General features: G+C 37.1%; 16 protein-coding genes. 4 read left to right on the forward strand and 12 right to left on the reverse strand.

Going from position 1 to position 19,211, the window contains the following annotated elements; genetic code table 11:
• Positions 1–16 precede the first annotated feature (16 nt).
• From rny to DEU40_RS08275, 6 genes are all read right to left on the reverse strand, one after another.
• Positions 17–1,582, reverse strand: a complete 1,566-nt coding sequence (rny, locus tag DEU40_RS08250) for a ribonuclease Y (RefSeq protein WP_171006220.1) — start codon at positions 1,580–1,582, stop codon at positions 17–19.
• A gap of 233 nt (positions 1,583–1,815) precedes the next feature.
• Positions 1,816–2,103 (reverse strand): cell division protein ZapA, encoded by a 288-nt coding sequence (locus tag DEU40_RS08255; protein ID WP_110009403.1) that lies wholly within the window; start codon positions 2,101–2,103, stop codon positions 1,816–1,818.
• Positions 2,103–2,552, reverse strand: a complete 450-nt coding sequence (locus DEU40_RS08260; protein ID WP_227943922.1) for a FlxA-like family protein — start codon at positions 2,550–2,552, stop codon at positions 2,103–2,105. The genes DEU40_RS08255 and DEU40_RS08260 overlap by 1 nt, the downstream gene beginning before the upstream one ends.
• On the reverse strand, positions 2,545–3,327 hold the full coding sequence (locus DEU40_RS08265; RefSeq protein WP_110009404.1) for a porin family protein: 783 nt from the start codon (positions 3,325–3,327) through the stop codon (positions 2,545–2,547). Before DEU40_RS08265 ends, DEU40_RS08260 begins: the two co-directional genes overlap by 8 nt.
• Positions 3,328–3,330: 3 nt before the next feature.
• Positions 3,331–4,062, reverse strand: a complete 732-nt coding sequence (gene ubiE / locus DEU40_RS08270) for a bifunctional demethylmenaquinone methyltransferase/2-methoxy-6-polyprenyl-1,4-benzoquinol methylase UbiE (protein ID WP_002980528.1) — start codon at positions 4,060–4,062, stop codon at positions 3,331–3,333.
• A gap of 3 nt (positions 4,063–4,065) precedes the next feature.
• Positions 4,066–4,635, reverse strand: coding sequence for a hypothetical protein (locus DEU40_RS08275; protein WP_062670900.1), 570 nt, complete (start codon positions 4,633–4,635; stop codon positions 4,066–4,068).
• Positions 4,636–4,736: 101 nt separating this feature from the next.
• Here DEU40_RS08275 and DEU40_RS08280 point away from each other — a divergent pair, with 101 nt between their 5' ends.
• Both DEU40_RS08280 and DEU40_RS08285 read left to right on the forward strand, forming a co-directional pair.
• Entirely contained in the window at positions 4,737–5,810 is a 1,074-nt protein-coding gene (locus DEU40_RS08280; RefSeq protein WP_110009405.1) for a 3-oxoacyl-ACP synthase III family protein, read from the forward strand.
• 65 nt (positions 5,811–5,875) lie between these two features.
• Positions 5,876–7,081, forward strand: a complete 1,206-nt coding sequence (locus tag DEU40_RS08285) for a metallophosphoesterase (RefSeq protein WP_110009406.1) — start codon at positions 5,876–5,878, stop codon at positions 7,079–7,081.
• A 144-nt stretch (positions 7,082–7,225) separates the two neighbouring features.
• On the opposite strand, the gene DEU40_RS08290 is transcribed toward DEU40_RS08285, so the two are convergent.
• The 3 genes from DEU40_RS08290 to DEU40_RS08300 form a co-directional block, all read right to left on the reverse strand.
• Complete coding sequence (locus DEU40_RS08290) at positions 7,226–7,978, reverse strand: polysaccharide deacetylase (protein WP_110009407.1); 753 nt, start codon at positions 7,976–7,978, stop codon at positions 7,226–7,228.
• Between the two features lie 84 nt (positions 7,979–8,062).
• Positions 8,063–9,028, reverse strand: coding sequence for an NAD-dependent epimerase/dehydratase family protein (locus DEU40_RS08295; RefSeq protein ID WP_110009408.1), 966 nt, complete (start codon positions 9,026–9,028; stop codon positions 8,063–8,065).
• A gap of 103 nt (positions 9,029–9,131) precedes the next feature.
• Positions 9,132–11,984 carry a TonB-dependent receptor plug domain-containing protein gene (locus DEU40_RS08300; protein ID WP_110009409.1) on the reverse strand — a complete coding sequence of 951 codons (2,853 nt, stop codon included), beginning with the start codon at positions 11,982–11,984 and terminating at the stop codon, positions 9,132–9,134.
• Positions 11,985–12,217: 233 nt separating this feature from the next.
• Here DEU40_RS08300 and ggt point away from each other — a divergent pair, with 233 nt between their 5' ends.
• Entirely contained in the window at positions 12,218–13,906 is a 1,689-nt protein-coding gene (gene ggt / locus DEU40_RS08305) for a gamma-glutamyltransferase (protein WP_110009410.1), read from the forward strand.
• A gap of 170 nt (positions 13,907–14,076) precedes the next feature.
• The gene (locus DEU40_RS08310) at positions 14,077–15,357 is read left to right on the forward strand and encodes a dicarboxylate/amino acid:cation symporter (RefSeq protein WP_110009411.1); all 1,281 of its coding nucleotides are present in this window, start codon (positions 14,077–14,079) and stop codon (positions 15,355–15,357) included.
• Between the two features lie 106 nt (positions 15,358–15,463).
• Here the strand turns inward: DEU40_RS08310 and DEU40_RS08315 are convergent, their stop codons facing one another.
• The 3 genes from DEU40_RS08315 to DEU40_RS08325 form a co-directional block, all read right to left on the reverse strand.
• Positions 15,464–16,315 carry a diacylglycerol/lipid kinase family protein gene (locus tag DEU40_RS08315; protein WP_110009412.1) on the reverse strand — a complete coding sequence of 284 codons (852 nt, stop codon included), beginning with the start codon at positions 16,313–16,315 and terminating at the stop codon, positions 15,464–15,466.
• 43 nt (positions 16,316–16,358) lie between these two features.
• Positions 16,359–17,183, reverse strand: coding sequence for an RsiV family protein (locus DEU40_RS08320; RefSeq protein ID WP_110009413.1), 825 nt, complete (start codon positions 17,181–17,183; stop codon positions 16,359–16,361).
• A 91-nt stretch (positions 17,184–17,274) separates the two neighbouring features.
• Positions 17,275–19,209, reverse strand: a complete 1,935-nt coding sequence (locus DEU40_RS08325; protein WP_110009414.1) for a transglutaminase-like domain-containing protein — start codon at positions 19,207–19,209, stop codon at positions 17,275–17,277.
• Between the last annotated feature and the right edge of the window lie 2 nt (positions 19,210–19,211).

Here is a 19,211-nt window from a genome sequence, read left to right on the forward strand (position 1 = left end):
TATCTTTTTCTGATTATTATCTGGCAATATTCACAGCTCTTGTTTCTCTGATTACTGTTACTTTTACCTGCCCCGGATAAGTCAGTTCATTCTGGATTTTCTCAGAGATGTCGTAAGAAAGCTGAGAAGCTACTTCGTCATTTACTTTTCCACTCTCTACCATTACTCTCAGTTCTCTACCTGCCTGGATGGCATAAGCACTAGATACTCCATCGAAGCTTAATGCTGCAGATTCAAGATCTTTTAATCTCTGAATATAAGATTCCAATACCTGTCTTCTTGCTCCCGGTCTAGCTCCAGAGATCGCATCAGCAACCTGAATGATCGGAGATAATAATGACTTCATTTCAATTTCGTCGTGGTGAGCTCCAATAGCATTTACTACTTCAGGGTTTTCACCGTATTTCTCAGCCCATTGCATTCCTAATAATGCGTGTGGTAATTCTGATTCCTGCTCAGGAACTTTACCGATATCGTGTAAAAGACCTGCTCTTTTTGCTAATTTTACGTTTAATCCTAATTCAGCAGCCATAGTTGCAGCAATGTTGGCTACTTCTCTCGAGTGCTGTAGTAAGTTTTGTCCGTAAGAAGAACGGTATTTCATTCTACCTACGATTTTGATCAGTTCAGGGTGTAATCCGTGGATTCCTAAATCAATGATGGTTCTCTTCCCTACTTCAATGATTTCCTCCTCAATCTGCTTTCTTGTTTTTTCTACCACTTCTTCAATTCTTGCCGGGTGAATTCTACCATCGGTTACCAATCTGTGTAGGGATAGTCTTGCAATTTCTCTTCTTACCGGATCAAAGCATGAAAGAAGAATAGCTTCAGGAGTATCATCAACGATAATTTCCACTCCGGTTACCGCTTCCAAAGCACGGATATTTCTACCTTCTCTACCGATAATTCTACCTTTTACTTCATCTGACTCGATGTTGAAAACGGATACTGAATTTTCGATTGCCTGCTCCGTTCCGATTCTCTGGATTGTCTGGATAACGATCTTTCTCGCTTCGTTTTTAGCATTCATCTGAGCTTCTTCCATGATGCTCTGAACATGTGCCTGTGCTCTTGTTTTGGCCTCTGCTCTCATGGTTTCTACCAATTCTGCTTTAGCTTCCTCAGCGGTGTAATTAGAGATTTTTTCAAGTATTTCTACTTTCTTGGCAGTAGCCGTATCTAATTCCTGCTGTTTTCTATCCAGAATCTCGTTCTTCTTGGCATAATCTGCAATTTGTCTGTCTAGATCTTTTTCAAGCTTCCCAGTCTTGCTAAGCTCGTCATTCAGTTTGTGTTCCTTGTCTTTGATTCTTTTCTCAACTTCCTGCATTTTCTTTTCGCGGGACTGAATATCAGCGTCATGCTGTGATTTCAGTTCCAGGAATTTTTCTTTAGCCTGAAGATTCTTTTCTTTCTTTATGGATTCAGCCTGTACATTAGCTTTTTCTATAAGGTTTTCGGCATTTTTCTTGGCATCATCTATGATGAATTTTGCTTTAGTATTCAGAGAACTTCTGGAAAAAAACATCCCCACGACAGCTCCGATTACCAAACAAACAACACCGACTATAACTTCTATCATAATTTATATTGAGTTTTAATTGTATTCATATTCTTGTTCAATAAAAAAAGCCCACAATAATCCAGAGATTGAGAGTAAACTCCTAATCAACACGATTTGAACTGATTTCCACTGTCTGTAATCCGGAAGCCCGGCACGCCATTCAATGGACATTTGTTCGGTAATTGTTTAGCGTTGAGTTTACCTTTAATGTGTTAGAATTATTGTAGGCAGTAATTTTCAGGAAAAAAAATCTATTTCCCGATTTCATTCAACGACTGATTAATCTGCTTTAACCTTTCGTTGGTAGAATTAATATTTTTTTCGTAGTTCAGAGAAACTACTTCCGCATTGGTTCCCAGTTTAAGGGCACACATTGCCAAAGCATCCTGTTTATCTCTTACATCGAAGTTTTGTTCAAAATCTTTAATCATATTCTCGATCTGCTTCCCTACTTTACGCAAAGTTTCTTCCTCTGCTGCCGGTACGTTCAGCGGATACACTCTTCCTGCAATGTTGACGGTTATTCTCCTTATCTCCATTATAATCCACTGTTTTGAAGCTGAGCAATACAGAAATCAATTTCTTTTACCAATCTGTTGATATGGTTTTTCATTAACCTATTGTGTTCAGGATTTCCTGATATTGCTGAATAAAGTTTTATATTTTTTTGTTCTTCTGCTAATACCTGATTCTTTCTTCTTTCCTCATCATATTTCTTCTTCAACTCTTCATGCTCAATACTTAATTCTTTTAAATTTTCCGTAAGATTTTTATAGTTCTTTTGCAGAGTCGAAATCTTTCTCTCTAATTCTGAAAAATTGTTTTCTAAATCTTGAAGCATTTCAGGTTTGTATATTCTAACTAAAAGCAAAAATAAAAAAATAATAACACTAACAAAAATAAAACACTCTATATTTTGATATAACAATAAAAAAGGAGGTGCCAGCGCACCTCCTGTGTATTTTTCATTGAAATATTTTTTATTCAAATTTCAGAACGAACATTACTGCCCTTGTCTGCAATGTAGAGATTGCAGATGACCAGTAAGGAGGTGTAGTAGCGTTATCCGCCACTTTTTCATTGTTCATGAAGAATGTTCCTCTTACGGCAGGAGTCAGTTTAAATTTGTTGAAATAAAACTGGATTCCCATTTCTGCAGACCATGCAAAGTTGTGCGTAGTAGATCTGTAGATTCCCTGCATGTTGTCGTCTGTAGAAGTTGCATTAGACTGAAGGTTTACAACGTAATTCACCCCTGCTGCAACATAAGGTCTTGAGTTGTACCATCTCTGGCCGTGAAGCTCCAAAAGAACCGGAATATCGATCAACGTAGATTTAATTTCTCTTACTTTATCCTTTTCCTGTAAAGGGAATGGCATAAAAGGATCATTCGTTAAAGAACCCCCTGCATATATGTCATTGGATTGAGTATTAAAAGTCAACTGTCTTTGTGCAAACTGTAAACCTGGTTCTATTCTCACGTCAAGATAGTCATTCAGTCTCCATTTTGCAATAAGCCCGGCACCAAAACTATAGCTTTCCTTAGAGGTAACAAGGTTTTCATTATCATTCATCCCGTATTTCGGATGTAAAACAATGCGGTAATCCAGTCTGTTCCCGTTCAAATAAAACCCCCAACTGAATTTCTGTTCGTCGAAATCTTCCAACTTGTCCATTCTGTTTCGGGTTCTGAATTGCGCGTTTGCAAAAACGGCAACATTTACTGAGGTTAAAACCAGTGCTTTTAATAGAAATTTATTCATAGGTTACTTTGTTGCTTTATAAATTGTGGCTATACCTAAACTTAATTTTTTATATTCAACTTTCTTAAATCCCGTATCTAAAAGAATTTGCTTCATCTTCTCCCCGAAAGGAAAAGCATTTACAGAATCCGGAAGGTATGTGTACGCCCTATTATCCTTAGAAACCAATCTGCCGATGGCAGGCAATATATTTTTGAAATAAAACATATAAAATGGTCCCATGAAACCCTCAACCTTTGAAAACTCCAGTATATAAACACTTTTGTTATCTTTAACTACTCTTCTTAACTCTGCCAAACCTTTGGTAAGGTTTTCAAAATTCCTTACTCCAAATGCAACGGAAACAGCATCAAATCTATTGTCCTCGAAGGGTAAATTTTCTGCATCTCCTTTTTGCATGGAAATTTTGCCGTCTAATTTAAGTTTTTTTATTTTAATAACGCCAACATTCAGCATTTGTTGTGATAAATCTAATCCAACTACTTTAGAACCGGTTCCTTTTTCAATAGTAATTGCCAGATCTCCTGTTCCTGTAGCCACATCCAGCACTTCCTGCGGATTATCATTTTTCATCCATTTTACCAGTTTATTTCTCCATAAAACGTCAATTTTCATGGATAAAACATGGTTCAGAAGGTCATACTTCGGTGCAATGTTGTCGAACATATCCTCTACCTGGCTCTTTTTGGTAGCCTCTGAATTGTAGGGAGTAACTTTGGTGATATCTTTTGTCAAAACTTAAAACTTGTAATATTCTTTGTAATAATTTAGGTAATCCTGCTTTCTGAAGATTTTGGATCGTGATTCCACTTTCTGGATATTTTTGATCACTTTGTCATAGTCTTCATCTACATTGTAATAAAAATCTTCTGTGTAAAGCTTATTGAAGCGTCTTGCTCCTCCGTAATAATCCTTTCCGTCGATAACCGTTTTATCAAGTGCTGTCAGCAACGAATCTTTTTTAAGATTATATCCGTAATACTGATCATTTACGTAGTAATCCTGATGGGTAATATTAATCAGACCACGAAGTTTATTCACTTCAAATGCCGAATCGTAAAGCATTTTCTTGTTCTGATCAAAAACCTGAATAGAGTTTTTCCCTTTATTCAAATCCACATGCACATACTGCCCCGCAGAAATAATTCCTTCAGATCCGTTATTGATCTTAAAATAATACGTATTCGGGGTAGGATTATCTACAACATAATAATTCTTCTTGGCTAAAAAAAGGAAGTAGATCCCAAAGGCAACGATAAACGCCACAGCTGCAATAAGTAAGCCTTTTAAGGACGAGTTGTTTTTCATAGATTGTAAAGTACAATTTTTGCAAATTTAATAATATTTTTAATTCTCCGTTATTAATATTAATTATTAACTTTGCATCTTTAAAAAAATCATATAAACGAATGCCGAATACGATCATTATTGGCTCTGGATGTTATATTCCGAACAGAGTTATTGGTAGAGATTACTTCATGAATTCCGAGTTTTACACTGAAGACGGGGTAAAGATTGAAAAGCCTGTGGAAGAGACCATTGCGAAATTTGTAGAGATTACAGAAATCGAAAACAGGAGATTCATTGAGGATGATCTTTCCAACTCACAAATCGGTTATGAAGCTGCAAAAATTGCCCTTGAGGACGCAAAAGTAGACGGCGAAGACCTGGATTATATTATTTATGCAAGCAATTTCGGGGAAGTTACTGAACACGGATATGCTGATTTTATGCCTACAATGGCAGCGAGAGTGAAGAATAAACTGGGAATCAAAAACAGAAAATGCGTAACCTATGATATGCTTTTCGGATGCCCGGGATGGGTAGAAGCAATGATTTTAGCTGATAACCTTATTAAAGCTAAGGTAGCCAAAACCATTCTTGTTATCGGAGGAGAAACTTTAAGCAGAGTAACAGATCCGCATGACAGAAACAGAATGATCTTTGCAGACGGTGCAGGAGCTGTAGTGGTAAAAGCTACGGATGAAGAGAATGTTGGAATTATTGCCCACAATACAATTTGTGATAACGGACCGGAATTAAACTATCTTGAAAACGCTCCTTCCATCAATAAAGAAGTAGATCAGAGACGCCTGTATGTAAGAATGTTAGGAAGAAAAATCTACGAATACGCTCTAAAAAACGTACCGGTTGCCATCAAGGATACCATTACTGATGCCGGTCTTTCTATTGAAGATATAGACAAAATCTTAATTCACCAGGCCAATGCTAAAATGGATTATGCAATGATTGAAAGACTTCATAAGCTTTATGACGTGAAAGAATACGATCATGCCATCTCTCCTATGACTATTCAGGATTTCGGAAACACTTCCGTGGCAACGATTCCTACCATGTATGATTTAATAATTAAAGGAAAAATGGAGGGTCAATCGTTTAAAGATAATGGTAACATTGTGATGACTTCGGTAGGTGCCGGAATGAACATCAATGCTATCGTTTATAGATTTCCCAAAAAGTAATATTAAACCATTAAAAATATAAAAGCACAGGGAAGTTTATTCTTTGTGCTTTTTTTGATCAGAACATGCAAAAGAATTTTTTAATCATTGCTGCAATCTTCCTTTTTCTGGAAGTGTACATTTATCAGGCCGTCAAAACACTTACCGATAATTTCTGGATCAGAATCGGATACTGGGTCATATCTTTAGTTGTGTATGGAATTTTCGCGTATGAAGTTACCCACTACCAAAGATCAGACAGAAGTATGGTAAGAGCTCAGATCATGATTTCGTTATTTTTAATCTTCATCCTTCCAAAGATCTTTATCGTTTTATTTTTATTGATTGATGATATTGTCCGAACGGGCGGTTACCTGATCGGTTTCGCCAAGCCATCGGAAAATTTCTTCCCGGAAAGAAGAAAGTTCCTGAGTCTGGTTGGATTGGGAATGAGCGGCGTTCTTTCCGCTCTTTTCATAGACGGAATTACATTTGGAAAGTACAGGCATAAGGTAAGAAGGGTAAGAGTAAATTTCGCCAACCTTCCGAAAAGTTTTAAAGGATACAAAATCATCCAGATTTCTGATGTCCACAGCGGTAGTTTCTCTGACCCCGGCAAATTAGAGCATGCTATTGAGCTGATTAATGAGCAGAAGCCGGATCTGGTATTATTTACCGGGGATATGGTGAATAACGTTGCTGATGAATTCAAACCTTTTATTCCCTTATTTTCAAAAATCCAGGCTAAGGACGGCAAGTTTGCGGTATTGGGAAACCACGATTACGGAGATTATGTAAGCTGGGAATCACCTGCAGCTAAAAAAGAAAACCTTGACACCTTAATTGGCTATGAAAAACAAGCTGGTTTTGATATGCTTCGAAATGAGCACAGAGTGATTGAAAAAAACGGTGAAAAATTGTATATCCTAGGTGTTGATAACTGGGGATTGAAGCCATTCCCACAATTCGGAAAGATTGATGATGCTTTACAAGGCGTACCGGAATCTGCCACTAAGATTTTAATGAGCCACGACCCTACCCACTTTGATTATGTGGTAAAAAAACACCCTGCAAACATTCACCTGACACTTTCGGGACACACGCACGGGATGCAGTTTGGTTTAGATCTTAAGAATGTAAAATGGTCACCGGTACAATACAAATATCCAAAGTGGGCCGATTTATACGAAAGTGAAGGAAAACTGCTGTATGTCAACAGAGGATTCGGAGTATTGGGCTATCCGGGAAGAGTAGGTGTATTGCCGGAGATTACGCTTTTTGAGCTGAGCTAGTGAAGTTCAAAGTTCAAAGTTTAAAGTTTAATGTTAGAGGTTTAGAAATTGAGTATTGTTGAACCTGTGAAATAGTTCTCCCTAATCCCTTTAACCTAATAGCTGCTACCTAACACCTAATATCTGCAACCTATCACCTGCAACCTAAAAAATATAATCTTTCATACGGGAAGTGGCCATTTCCCTGTCATTGAGAAAAGTAAGGAGGGCATCTAATTTGTCCTCCATTTTTTTGCCCGAAAATAAACTCCGGTAAAAAGGAATATCAAAACGGTATTTCTTGAAATCCGTAAACTGCCATGTATTCAGGTAGATCAGCACAAATTCTTCATTCTGCAAAGTTTCCAGTACCATATTCTGATAGTACTTCATCGGCAGAATCTGAAATACAAAATCATTATAGGGAAGCTGACTGTACGGAGAAATACTTTCCGGGACAATGCTCAATCCGTCTTCTTCTGTAATTTCGGTATCTCTTTTGAGCCTTTTGAAAGGAAAAAGAATATTGGCATTATCGATATTGGAGACATAATTGAATTCCATCATCTTCAAAATTTCCTGGGAAACCTTTACATCTTTCTGACGGATTCCTCTGATCTGTTTTTCCAGAAGATCCTGAATATTCTTCTTGGCATTTTCAATTTCGTCCGGATTTGACCCTTTGTTATAAAAAGCAATTTCATGCCCTTTGGATGAAATTGCTTTTATTAAATGATGAAGTTTTTCAGTAAGAGAAACCTCTACAAAAAAACTTGATTTGACATCATGAATATCTAAAATTCTCAGAATCGCTCTGGTATTATCTTCAGTGATTTTTAATCGCTCTTCATCAGAAATTTGAGAGCCGTTTTTTACTCTGGCTTCAATACAAGTGATGTTAAAAGTCAACAATACCATTTAAATTAAAATTTATATAAATTTTATAAAATATTAAAAATCAGATGTTAAAGATATTTTTAATTAAAGCATTACTTTATATTATTAATCCTTTGCTAATTTTACCTTCAGATTCTTAATCATATCTTTTGTCATCTCAGAAATTCCGAAATCATACGTCAGACCCCAGTCTTTTTTAGCTACGGAATCGTCAATGGATGCCGGCCATGAATCTGCAATTGCCTGTCTGAAATCCGGGTTATAATCGATCGTAAAATCCGGAATTTCTTTTGTGATTTCTTCTGCCAGTTCTTTGGGAGTAAATGACATTCCGCCCAAATTATAAGAAGAACGAACCGTTAAACTTTCTTTAGGAGCCTCCATCAGTTTCAAGGTTGCATTGATAGCATCATCCATATACAACATCGGCATTCCTGTATTCTCCGAAATGAAACTTGTATACTTTCCGTCTTCAATTGCTTTGTAGAAAATCTCAACGGCATAGTCGGTTGTTCCACCTCCCGCCGGAGTCTTCCATGAGATCAATCCCGGATATCTGATACTTCTTACATCCACACCATATTTATCGAAATAGTACTCACACCACTTCTCCCCTGCCATTTTAGAGATTCCGTAAACAGTTGTTGGATTCAATACCACATCCTGTCCTACGTCATGCTTTGGAATTCCTTTTCCAAATACAGCGATTGAACTTGGCCAGAAGATCTTTTTAAGGAGTCCTTCTTTCGCCATTTCACAAAAATGAAGCAGTGGTTCAAGATTCAGCTTCCACGCAAAAATAGGCTGCTTTTCCGAAGTCCCGGATAAAAGCGAAGCAAGGTGGTACACTGTCGTAATATCGTAATCTTTGATCACCTGTCTTACCAACTGGGTATTGGTAACATCCATTCTTTCATAGTGTCCGGCAGAGGTAATTCCTTCCTGCCATCTATCCAATCCTGAGGCAACTACGTTTTCCGCTCCGTGGATTTCAACAAGTCTGTTCGTTAATTCGGTACCAATTTGTCCCAAGGCACCTGTAATCAGTATTCTTTCCGTATAGGATTCCATTTTTCAGATTTTTTTTAGAATTGTACAAAAGTAAAAAAAACATGTCAACCATAATAAAAAAGGTATACTTTCGTACACCTTTTTATATTCCTGAAATTTGTAATTAAAAAGTAAGATTTACTCTGGCAAAAAGAAATCTGCCATTCATCCCGAACTGAGAAACATTTCTCGAGTATACAAACTGATTCTGATTAGAAAGATCGATAGTAGATGTATTGACATACACAAGGTTACCGGAAGCATCCAGAGAAGGAGTTTTTACCGCTGCCGGGCCGTAGTTTTTATCAGGATAAATATCAAACAAATTATTCGCCCCGATTGTCAGTTTAAAGTTTTTATTAAAATTATATCCAACAGACAGGTCGGTAATTATTTTTCCTCCCCAAACCGGATGTTCAGTAGCGACAGCCTGGCCGTTAATGATTTCTCCGCTTACAATTCCGTCCCCGTTAGCATCCATCGTATTAGGGTCGGTAACTTTCCCGAAATAAACATTTCTTAGCAGCACACTGAATTTATTAATCTCCAGAGCATTATTCAGGGAAGCTTTAAACCTTGGAATAGCTTCTTCAAGGTAAACACGGCTGGATTCCGAATAATACCTGTTGATCTGCCCTGCATTGATTAAAATATCAGATCCATGTATATCACCTATTCTGTTCGTCTTTGACACCGTAACTGCAAAATCAGAATTCAAAGCTACCGCCTGAGAAAACCTTGCTTTATGTGAAATCACCCCTTCAATACCCTTAGTCTGAGTATCAATCGCATTTGCGAAGAAAGTGGCAGCATTTGCATTGGCTTTATCAAAGGCTGTCTGTAATTTAGCAAGATCACTTCCCGCCGGATAGGTTCCTGACGGTCTTGAAAACTGATCTGTTAAGACCACCCTGTTTTTAATCTTAATATAATAACCGTCTACTGTGAATGTAAGATTCGCCTGTGGAATCTTAGCCGTAAAACCGGCAGAATAACTCACCGACTCTTCCTGTTTCAATTGTGGAATTCCAAGAATACGTGCTACATCGGAATCATTAGAAAACGTACCTACTTCATATGCTGTTCCGCCCACAAACTGTGTCGCTGTAGCATTAAAATAAATCTGCTGTAAGGAAGGAGCTCTGAATCCTGTGGAATGTGCCGCCCGCAGATTGATATGATCCGTCAGCTTATATCTTGTTGCCAGCTTATAGTTGAATGTAGAACCAAAGTCTGAATAGTTTTCATATCTCAAAGCAGCACTCACCAACCATTTATCCGTAACATCCAGCTCCGTATCCACATAAGCAGCTACGGAATATCTTCCTTTATTTAAAGCATTTTCAGGACGAAAACCAGGGAATACCTGTGATCCTCCGGGCCTTGTGTTTCCAAAGAAATCAGTAGGCTTTAGTGCAGTAGCTGTTGCAGGGTTCTGAATCTTCCCATTAATATCATAAAGAGCCCATGAGGCTTCCTCGCCATTTTCTATTTTGTATTTTTCAAACCTCATTTCTCCTCCAAAGGCAATATTAAATCCTTTTAACCAGTCTAACTTTGTATCGAAATCTGCATTGATGGTATTTTGAGAGAACCCCAAACCTCCTGCATTAAACTCTCTTTTACCAGGATACAGCATGGATGCATTGGCTGTATTTTTTATTGTATAGTCAAAAGTATTGCTTCCGTAAGTGTTACTGATATCATAATTAATATTTCCTAATTTTCCTTTAAACCCTGCTGCAAAAGAGAGGTCTATAACATCAGAAGCAATTTCCGGTAAAAAACCATTAGGATATATTGACGTTGAAGTTCTGTTTTGATTAGGCCTTCTGTAAAACCCTGCTGCATTTCCTGCTCTGTAGGAGATTCCTCCAAAAGCATATCCGCGGACTGTTGAGGACAGATCAAATTCGGAGTTCATAAAAAACTGACCGGATCCTAACTTGGACTGCCCCACCCTCATATTAAAGTCGTCTCTTGTTAACCCTCTGTAGGCAAGTTCATTTTCAGTTACATCACCCTTCAGTAGGTTCTGCAGGGCTGTAATTGTATTTGCTGACTGAATATCAGCCTGCTGTGCTGCAGTAAAATAATTTACATGCGGAGCATACTGATGTATATAATCTATGATTTGCTGCGTATTGGAAGTGTTATTGATATTCCCGAAAAGAGAAGAAATATTCACTCCATTTTCTAATGCCCTTTGCTCAATAGCATTATATGCATTAAAAATATCGCCTGTCGCCGACTTGGCTCTTCTGGTATCATTTCTGTTCAGAAAGCTTGCCGTAAAATTGACGAACCCATTATTACCAATTTTAGTTCCGTAATTAAGATCAAGCTGATATTTCTCTCCATCCCATCCTCCGGTATGATCATTAGCTCCTTTCGAATTAAATCCACCTCCCATAATTGCTGCGGTAAATGCATTGGTATTTTTCTTCATGATCACATTAATAACTCCGGCAATTGCATCAGAGCCGTATTGTGCTGAAGCCCCATCCCTCAATACTTCCAGCCTCTCAATAGCAAAAGCAGGAATAGCATTCAGATCGGTCCCTACAGACCCTCTACCCGGAGAACCGTTGATATTAACCAGTGATGAAGTATGCCTTCTTTTTCCATTAAGTAAAACAAGTACCTGATCCGGCCCGAGCCCTCTCAATTGAGCTGGATCAACATGATCCGTACCATCTGCTACAGTTGTTGAATTGGAAGTAAAAGACGGCGCAGCATAGTTTAAGATCTGATTAAGATCGGTTTGCGGACTTAGCACAGATTGTGATCCAATATTGATAACATCCACAGGAACGGGTGTATCGGTTGCAACTCGGCTTTTATTTCTGGATCCTACAGTAATTTTAACTTCATCTACTGCCTTTACTTTTATAGAATCTTTCGTTTGTGCATTTAGGCTGGCTGACACAAAGACCAAGGTTCCCAAAAAGATAATTTTCTGGTAATTTTTTTTCATGTATTTTTTTTTCAAATGTAATGATTCAAATTTTAAAAAATGAAAACAATATCATAAAAAATCTAAATTAATTAAATATCATATAATAAAAATAAATAAATAAACATATAAAAAGAATAAAATTTAAAAAATATTAACAAATACAAAAAGTAAAGTATAATTTTCATATTCCTAATAAAAACAGCCATTGACACAAAAAATTCAATAATTTTGTTGTAAGAAAAAACAATCATATGAAGAAGATTTTAATTGCTTCGATGCTTTTGGCTGCACAGCTCAGCTGGGCACAATTTACTGACATCAATATTATCAAAGAAGTACAGGTAAAAAAGAAAGGTGTTGTAGTCTCTGCACATCCGCTAGCCAGTGAAGCAGGAGCCAAAATCTTAAAGATGGGCGGAAATGCCTACGATGCTGTTACCGCAACACAATATGCCCTTGCTGTGGTGTATCCGCAGGCCGGAAACATCGGTGGCGGAGGATTTCTGGTAGGTGTAAAAAATAATGGTGAAAAATTCACACTGGATTACAGGGAAACAGCTCCGAAAAAGGCTTCCCGTGATATGTATATTGATAAAAAAGGAAAGGCAGATACAGATTTATCCCAGAACGGCAGACTTGCAGTAGGCATCCCGGGAAGCGTAGCAGGATTTTTTGCTACGTTGAAATACTGTAAACTTCCTATGGAAAAGATTATTCAGCCCGCCATTGATCTTGCTGAAAAAGGATTTGCCATCACAGACAAAGAAGCGGAAATGCTGAATAACCAGAGGGAAAAATTTCAGAAACATAATAAATCTTCCATCATTTTTGTAAAAGATACCCCATGGAAAGCCGGAGATCTATTGGTTCAAAAAGATTTAGCTGAAACTTTGAAACTGATCCAGAAACAGGGAGCTAAAGGTTTTTATGAAGGAAAAACAGCTGAACTTTTAGTAGCTGAAATGAAAAGAGGGAACGGAATCATCACATTGGAAGATCTTAAAAACTATAAAGTTGCTGAGAGAAAAGCATTGGAATTTGATTACAAAGGAAACGATGTTGTCACTATGCCTTTACCATCAAGCGGCGGAGTGCTACTTGCCCAGATGCTCAGAATGGCCAGTTTTGAAAACCTTGAAAAATATCAGCAGAACTCAACAAAAGCAGTTCAGATCATGGCTGAAGCGGAAAGAAGAGCATTCGCAGACAGGGCTGAATATATGGGTGACCCGGATTTTATTCAGGACAAGACCTCTTACCTGATCTCTGATGATTATCTGAAAGGAAGATGGAAAAGTTTTAGTTTTGACCAAGCGACACCAAGTGCAGAAGTCGGTAAAATCATAGCACAACCGAAAGAATCGATGCAGACTACACATATTTCCGTATTGGATAAGGATGGAAATGCAGCTTCTGTAACCACGACTCTTAACGGATATTACGGAAGTAAAGTTTTAGTTTCGGGAGCAGGATTCTTTTTAAATAATGAGATGGATGACTTTTCAATCAAACCCGGAGTCCCGAATATGTTCGGGGCTGTGGGTGGAGAGGCCAATTCAATACAGCCCAACAAGAGAATGCTTTCTTCAATGACGCCAACGATTATTCTTAAGAATGGAAAACCTTTTATGGTTGTGGGAACTCCCGGAGGTACTACAATACCGACTTCAGTATACCAATCCATTGTGAATGTGGTTGATTTTAAATTGAATGCAAACATGTCGGTCAATGCACCAAAATTCCACCACCAGTGGCTTCCTGAAACCATAACGGTTGAAAATAATTTTCCGGAAAGTACTATTTCTGAACTGAAAAGCAAGAATTATGTCATTGAAAAGACGAAGTACATCGGAAAAACAGAAATGATTGTTCTTGATGAAAACGGAAATATTCATGCTGTGGCAGACGGCCGTGGAGATGATTCTGTAGCAGTGGAATAAACTATATACTAATATATTAAAATAGAGTCAGGGCTTCATTCTTCGAATGAAGCCCTGACTTTGTAATCAATCTATCAAATAAGCTCAACAGATTCTTTTGAATGACTTTTGTCATGTTTTCAGATAAATTTTCTTAATTTTCGCCCTTAAAAAAACAAAACGACTGTTCTTTGAAAGCAAAAAAAATACACAATCAGCTTTATTTTCAGGTAATTATCGCCATCATTGCGGGTATTCTTCTTGGGAAATTTTACCCTGAATTGGGAGAAAAGATGAAACCATTGGGGGATGGATTCATCAAATTGGTAAAAATGATTATCGCTCCGGTAATTTTTATAACCCTTACTTTAGGAATTGCCCACATGACCGATTTGAAAAAAGTAGGCAGAATTGCAATCAAGGCAATGATCTATTTTTTTACCTTTTCAACCCTTGCTCTTATCATCGGATTAGTGGTAGGAAATATTCTGCAGCCGGGACATGGTTTGAACATTGATCCTGCTACCCTTTCGGGTGACGTTTCACAATACCAGGCAAAAGCTCATGAATCTACTCTTACGGGTTTTATTATGAATATTATTCCGGAGACTTTATTCAGCCCTTTGGTGGGTGATAATATCCTGCAGGTTCTTCTGGTGGCTATTTTAATGGGAGTTGCTTTGGTTTTAACAAAAGAAAAGAGCCAGAAAGTAACCGATTTTCTACAGGATCTGTCAACTCCGGTATTTAAAATCGTCCATATGCTCATGAAACTTGCCCCGATAGGAGCTTTCGGTGCTATGGCCTTTACCATCGGAAAATATGGACTTCACTCTGTACTGAATCTAATATTCCTGGTAGGTACCTTTTATATTACATCTATCCTTTTTGTTGTTATTGTATTGGGAGCAGTATCATGGTATAATGGATTCAATATATTCAAACTTCTTTTTTATCTTAAGGAAGAGCTTCTTCTCGTTCTGGGCACAAGCTCTTCAGAGTCTGCCCTGCCGGGAATTATGGAAAAACTTGAAAAAGCCGGCTGCTCACGGGCAATTGTAGGCCTTGTAGTTCCTACCGGATATTCTTTCAATCTTGACGGAACAAATATTTATATGACACTGGCCTCTCTCTTTATTGCACAGGCATTAAATATTCACCTTCCTCTCGAAAAGCAACTGATGCTTCTTTTGGTAGCCATGTTAAGTTCAAAAGGTGCAGCTGGTGTCACAGGTGCCGGATTTGTTACACTTGCAGCAACACTTGCCGTAGTTCCTGAAATTCCGATTGCAGGAATGACTTTAATTCTTGGAATTGATAAGTTCATGAGCGAATGCAGAGCTTTAACCAATGTCATTGGAAATTCAGTGGCTACAGTTGTAGTAGCCAACTGGGAAAAACAACTTGATAAAAAACAGCTTCAATACTGTCTGGAACATCCGGCTGAAGTGGAAAAGAAATTGGAAGTGTAGATAGATGGCAGATGGCAGGGGAATAGGGATAGAATTCAAAGTTCAAGGTTTAATGTTGTGTGTAAAATATCACCCGAAACAGATTAACCCACACCAGTAACTGGCTTTAAATCAAAATATTCAAACTTGAAGGCTGTACTTTAACATGAATTGGTGATTTTATCTTATTGAATTCACCGTCAAGATGCCAGTTTTTCGTATTGACTTTAAATGATATTTCAGAGACCGGAAGATAGGTCACATACTCATCATCTTTCAGTCTTTTGGTAAACATTCTGAAAGCAAACAGCGCAGAATACGTCAAAGGAAATTTTTTTACTAAAACCATATCAACCAGCCCGTCACTTTTACTGGCTTTTGGTGCAATATAGGCGTTGTTACCAAACTGCCGGGTATTGGCAATGTTCATCATCAGATATCTTCCGTTATACTGCTGATATTCCTCATCAAAAAACTTCACTTTGATCGGCTTGTAATTGAAAAAGGTTTTCAGAGAAACTTTGATATAGTTTTTGAATCCACGGCTTGTTTTTTCAAACTCTTTAACCACTTTACCGTCAAAACCTGTTCCCGAAACATTGATGGAAAGCCTGTCGTTCACGGTAAATGTATCGATCTTCCTGGAATTTTTTGCTTTTATTTTTTCTAAAAGTTCGTCCAGATTTTTACTGAATTGTGTTTCATTGGAAAAACCGTTTCCTGAACCAGCGGGGAAAATTGCGAGAATTTTCTCTGTATTAATAAGGTTCCTGGCCACTGTAGAAATGGTACCATCCCCTCCTATTGCCACAAAAATATCTACCTTTCCGAAGTGAGACTGGATAAATTCATCTGTCCCGGGAATAGATTCTGAAACGTAATACAGAGGATTGTTAACCTTTGCTTTAAGTTCGTTCAAAAACGGCTGATAGTTTTTTTTGGCCGAAAAAGGATTGATAATAAAAGCTACTTTGTCCATTACAGCAAAATTAAAAAATGCTTCCTAAACTGGAAGCATTAATTTACTTAATTTTCATTCTTTCTTTAAATTCTGCATTTAATGTGCCTTTCAGGTCTTCCCATGAAACCGGAATGGTAATATCTCCGGCAGCGAATGCAGCAATTTCATAAGGACTGTAGTGAAAATACAGGTTTTTATCATCAAAATAAAAGTTATCAGATGCCGGAATTTTATCCACTAAAAGCATTTCTGAGTTTTTCACTTCTCCGTCACCATCCATCGTACCACTATTCATTTTATCGATATTTTTCATTAGAATGGCTTCAATTTTATTTTTAGGCATTGAAGTAATGTCTGTCAATTCTAATTTTTTACTGTTTTTGAGATCAAAAACCCTTTCGGAAAATCCGTAATTATCATGTGCTCCACCTTCATATCCGCTTCCCACGTATTGGATATGCATATACCCGTTTGTGTTGGAAATAAGATTCATATGTGAGCTTGAATACCAGTTTTGAGCATAAGTGACATCTGAAGCCCAGTCTTGATTATCATTTTTTACAGAATTGAAATAACTATTTTTTTCATTGTCCAGATAAGCCTGAAGACCGGCTTTGGAAAAGTCTTTAATTTTTTCATTCTGAAAATAGATGCTGTCCAGTAGTTTTTTATCTTTTAAAGAAGGAAAAACCAATAGTTTTGAAGTGTAGCTCACTTTTAAGGAGTCTGTAATTTTTGTAGAGTCATTGATTTTCACAGAGTCCACTACAAATTCTTCAGTCGCTTTATTTTCTGTTTTTTCTGCTTGCTCTGCCTTTTCATTTTTTTTACAGGCCGTAACTGCCAGGAAAGAAGATAATGCTATAACAGCAATCGTATTTTTCATAATTTATTTTTTGAGTATATATACAAAAACCATTCAAAAGATGAATGGTTTTGGAAAAAAATATATTTTTTTACTCAGATCACGTCGAACATTACTTTTTAACAAGACTGATTACCTGATTTTCAAATTTCGAAGCAACGCCCCAGATTTGTTTAAATGCAGGATAATACTCTTTCGGATAATCTGAACTGTTAATTTTTGTAGTGGTTGTTACCTCCAGCTTATTTCCTTTTTGTACGATAGAATAGGTATATTCTATTTCTTTATCTTCTGTAACAATCTTTTTTTCTTTAGGCATTTCCTCAATCACATATCCTTCCGGAATTTCAAGAGTTACTTTTTTTACTTTCGTGATCGGTGATCCAAAATCGATAGGATATTGTCTTACTTCCGTCTGATCAAATTCATTGGAACTTTTGTTTAAAAACAGCATAGGATTAATGATCATTTTCTTTCCTACTCTGTCAATCAGGTTGGGAGAAGAGAATTTCATACTGCTTTCAAAGTCTCCATTTTCTAAGACTTTTGAATCGATATCCGTAAAGTCCATGGAGAAGTTTTCCTTGTACTGTTTTTTGTATTTCTCGGCATTATCGTCATAGCTGTCTTTTACATACATTGCGTAGGCGCCGGTATCTCTGTCAGAATACGTTCCTGAAATACTTCCGTCATCATTGATTTTACCATTGACTGTAAGGAAAGTATTACTTGACTTCACATTGGCCATTTGAATCAGAAGAGTCTTGTTTTTGGTGACTAAAATTCCATATTGATTCCAGTTTTTAAGAGGAATTTCATCCAGAGAAGATTGTTTTGAGGTGGCATCATAGATATGCAGCTGATCATCGATACTGATCGCTGCTAATACAAAATTCATATTGGAAATATTAGGCGAAACCAGGTTGATTAACCCGTTTTCCACTGTAGAAATTACCAACGGATCAGCTTTAAGACCTGCTTCGCGAAGCATCATCACAAGAAAAAGATTGATTTCTGCAGCGTTCCCAACTTTAGTTTCCAACAGTTTCCTGATGCCATCTTCTGTGTAGATTCCTTTATCTTTATTCCAGGTAAAGGTCTTTTGAACATAGGAAAAAATAGCATTTGCCTTTTCAAGATCCGTTTTCATTTCTGAAATTCCTGCCGGCATATTTTCTTTTGCCAGTTTTGTTCTTTTCAGTTCTCCTCCAAAATCTTCACTTTCATACAATCTCTTTCCAATCTGATCCCATGAGGAAGAATACAGCTTAAGCTCTCCGAAATTTGTAGAATTCAGCTCAGCACTGATTTTTGTTCTGAAGTTTCTGTCATTTCTTACAAATTTTTCAGTTTTAAAGCCTTTCAGATTTTCATAAGCAAATCTGTAGGTTCTGTATTGTGCACCATATAGGTATCTTTCCTCCATTTCTCTGTACTTAGGAGTAATTCCCCCTGTATAATTTACGTTATATGACATATTAATTGGAGTATCAAAAACGTATTCTGTATTCAGAGAAGGCGTGTCGGATTCTATCAATACTTCAGGAATCATAAATCTGAACGGAGATACAATTTCATATTGATACTCCAGGATTGATCCATTTTTCACACCTGGGAATGCAAATTTTGTGAGAGTAACATATTTATTCTCTTTGCTTTTATATTGAGAACTCTTTTCTACTTTTACAGGAACAGAATTTCCATTTTCAAGATTATAGGTAAAAGCCTTGAATTTACCCAGTGATTCTCTGTTTGAACCGATATTATAGATAGGGATTTCGAGATTCAGCCAATCTTCAGCTTTATCTTTATCATAAATCTTAACTCTGTAAAAATATCTTTTATGCAGATTACCGGTATTGTTATCGATCATAAAATAAGCAGATTTATACAAGATCTCTGCAGGAGCATTTTCATCCAGTAATGATTTGGTTTTAGATAAATCTGCATCATTAAATTTCGGAGGATTCAGAAATTCATATTTCTTCTGAGCATTTACCAGTATTGTGCCGGCTGAGCAAAGAAGCAATATTATTATTTTTTTCATGG

This window comes from Chryseobacterium sp. AG844 (assembly GCF_003182335.1).
Lineage (GTDB): Bacteria > Bacteroidota > Bacteroidia > Flavobacteriales > Weeksellaceae > Chryseobacterium > Chryseobacterium cupriresistens.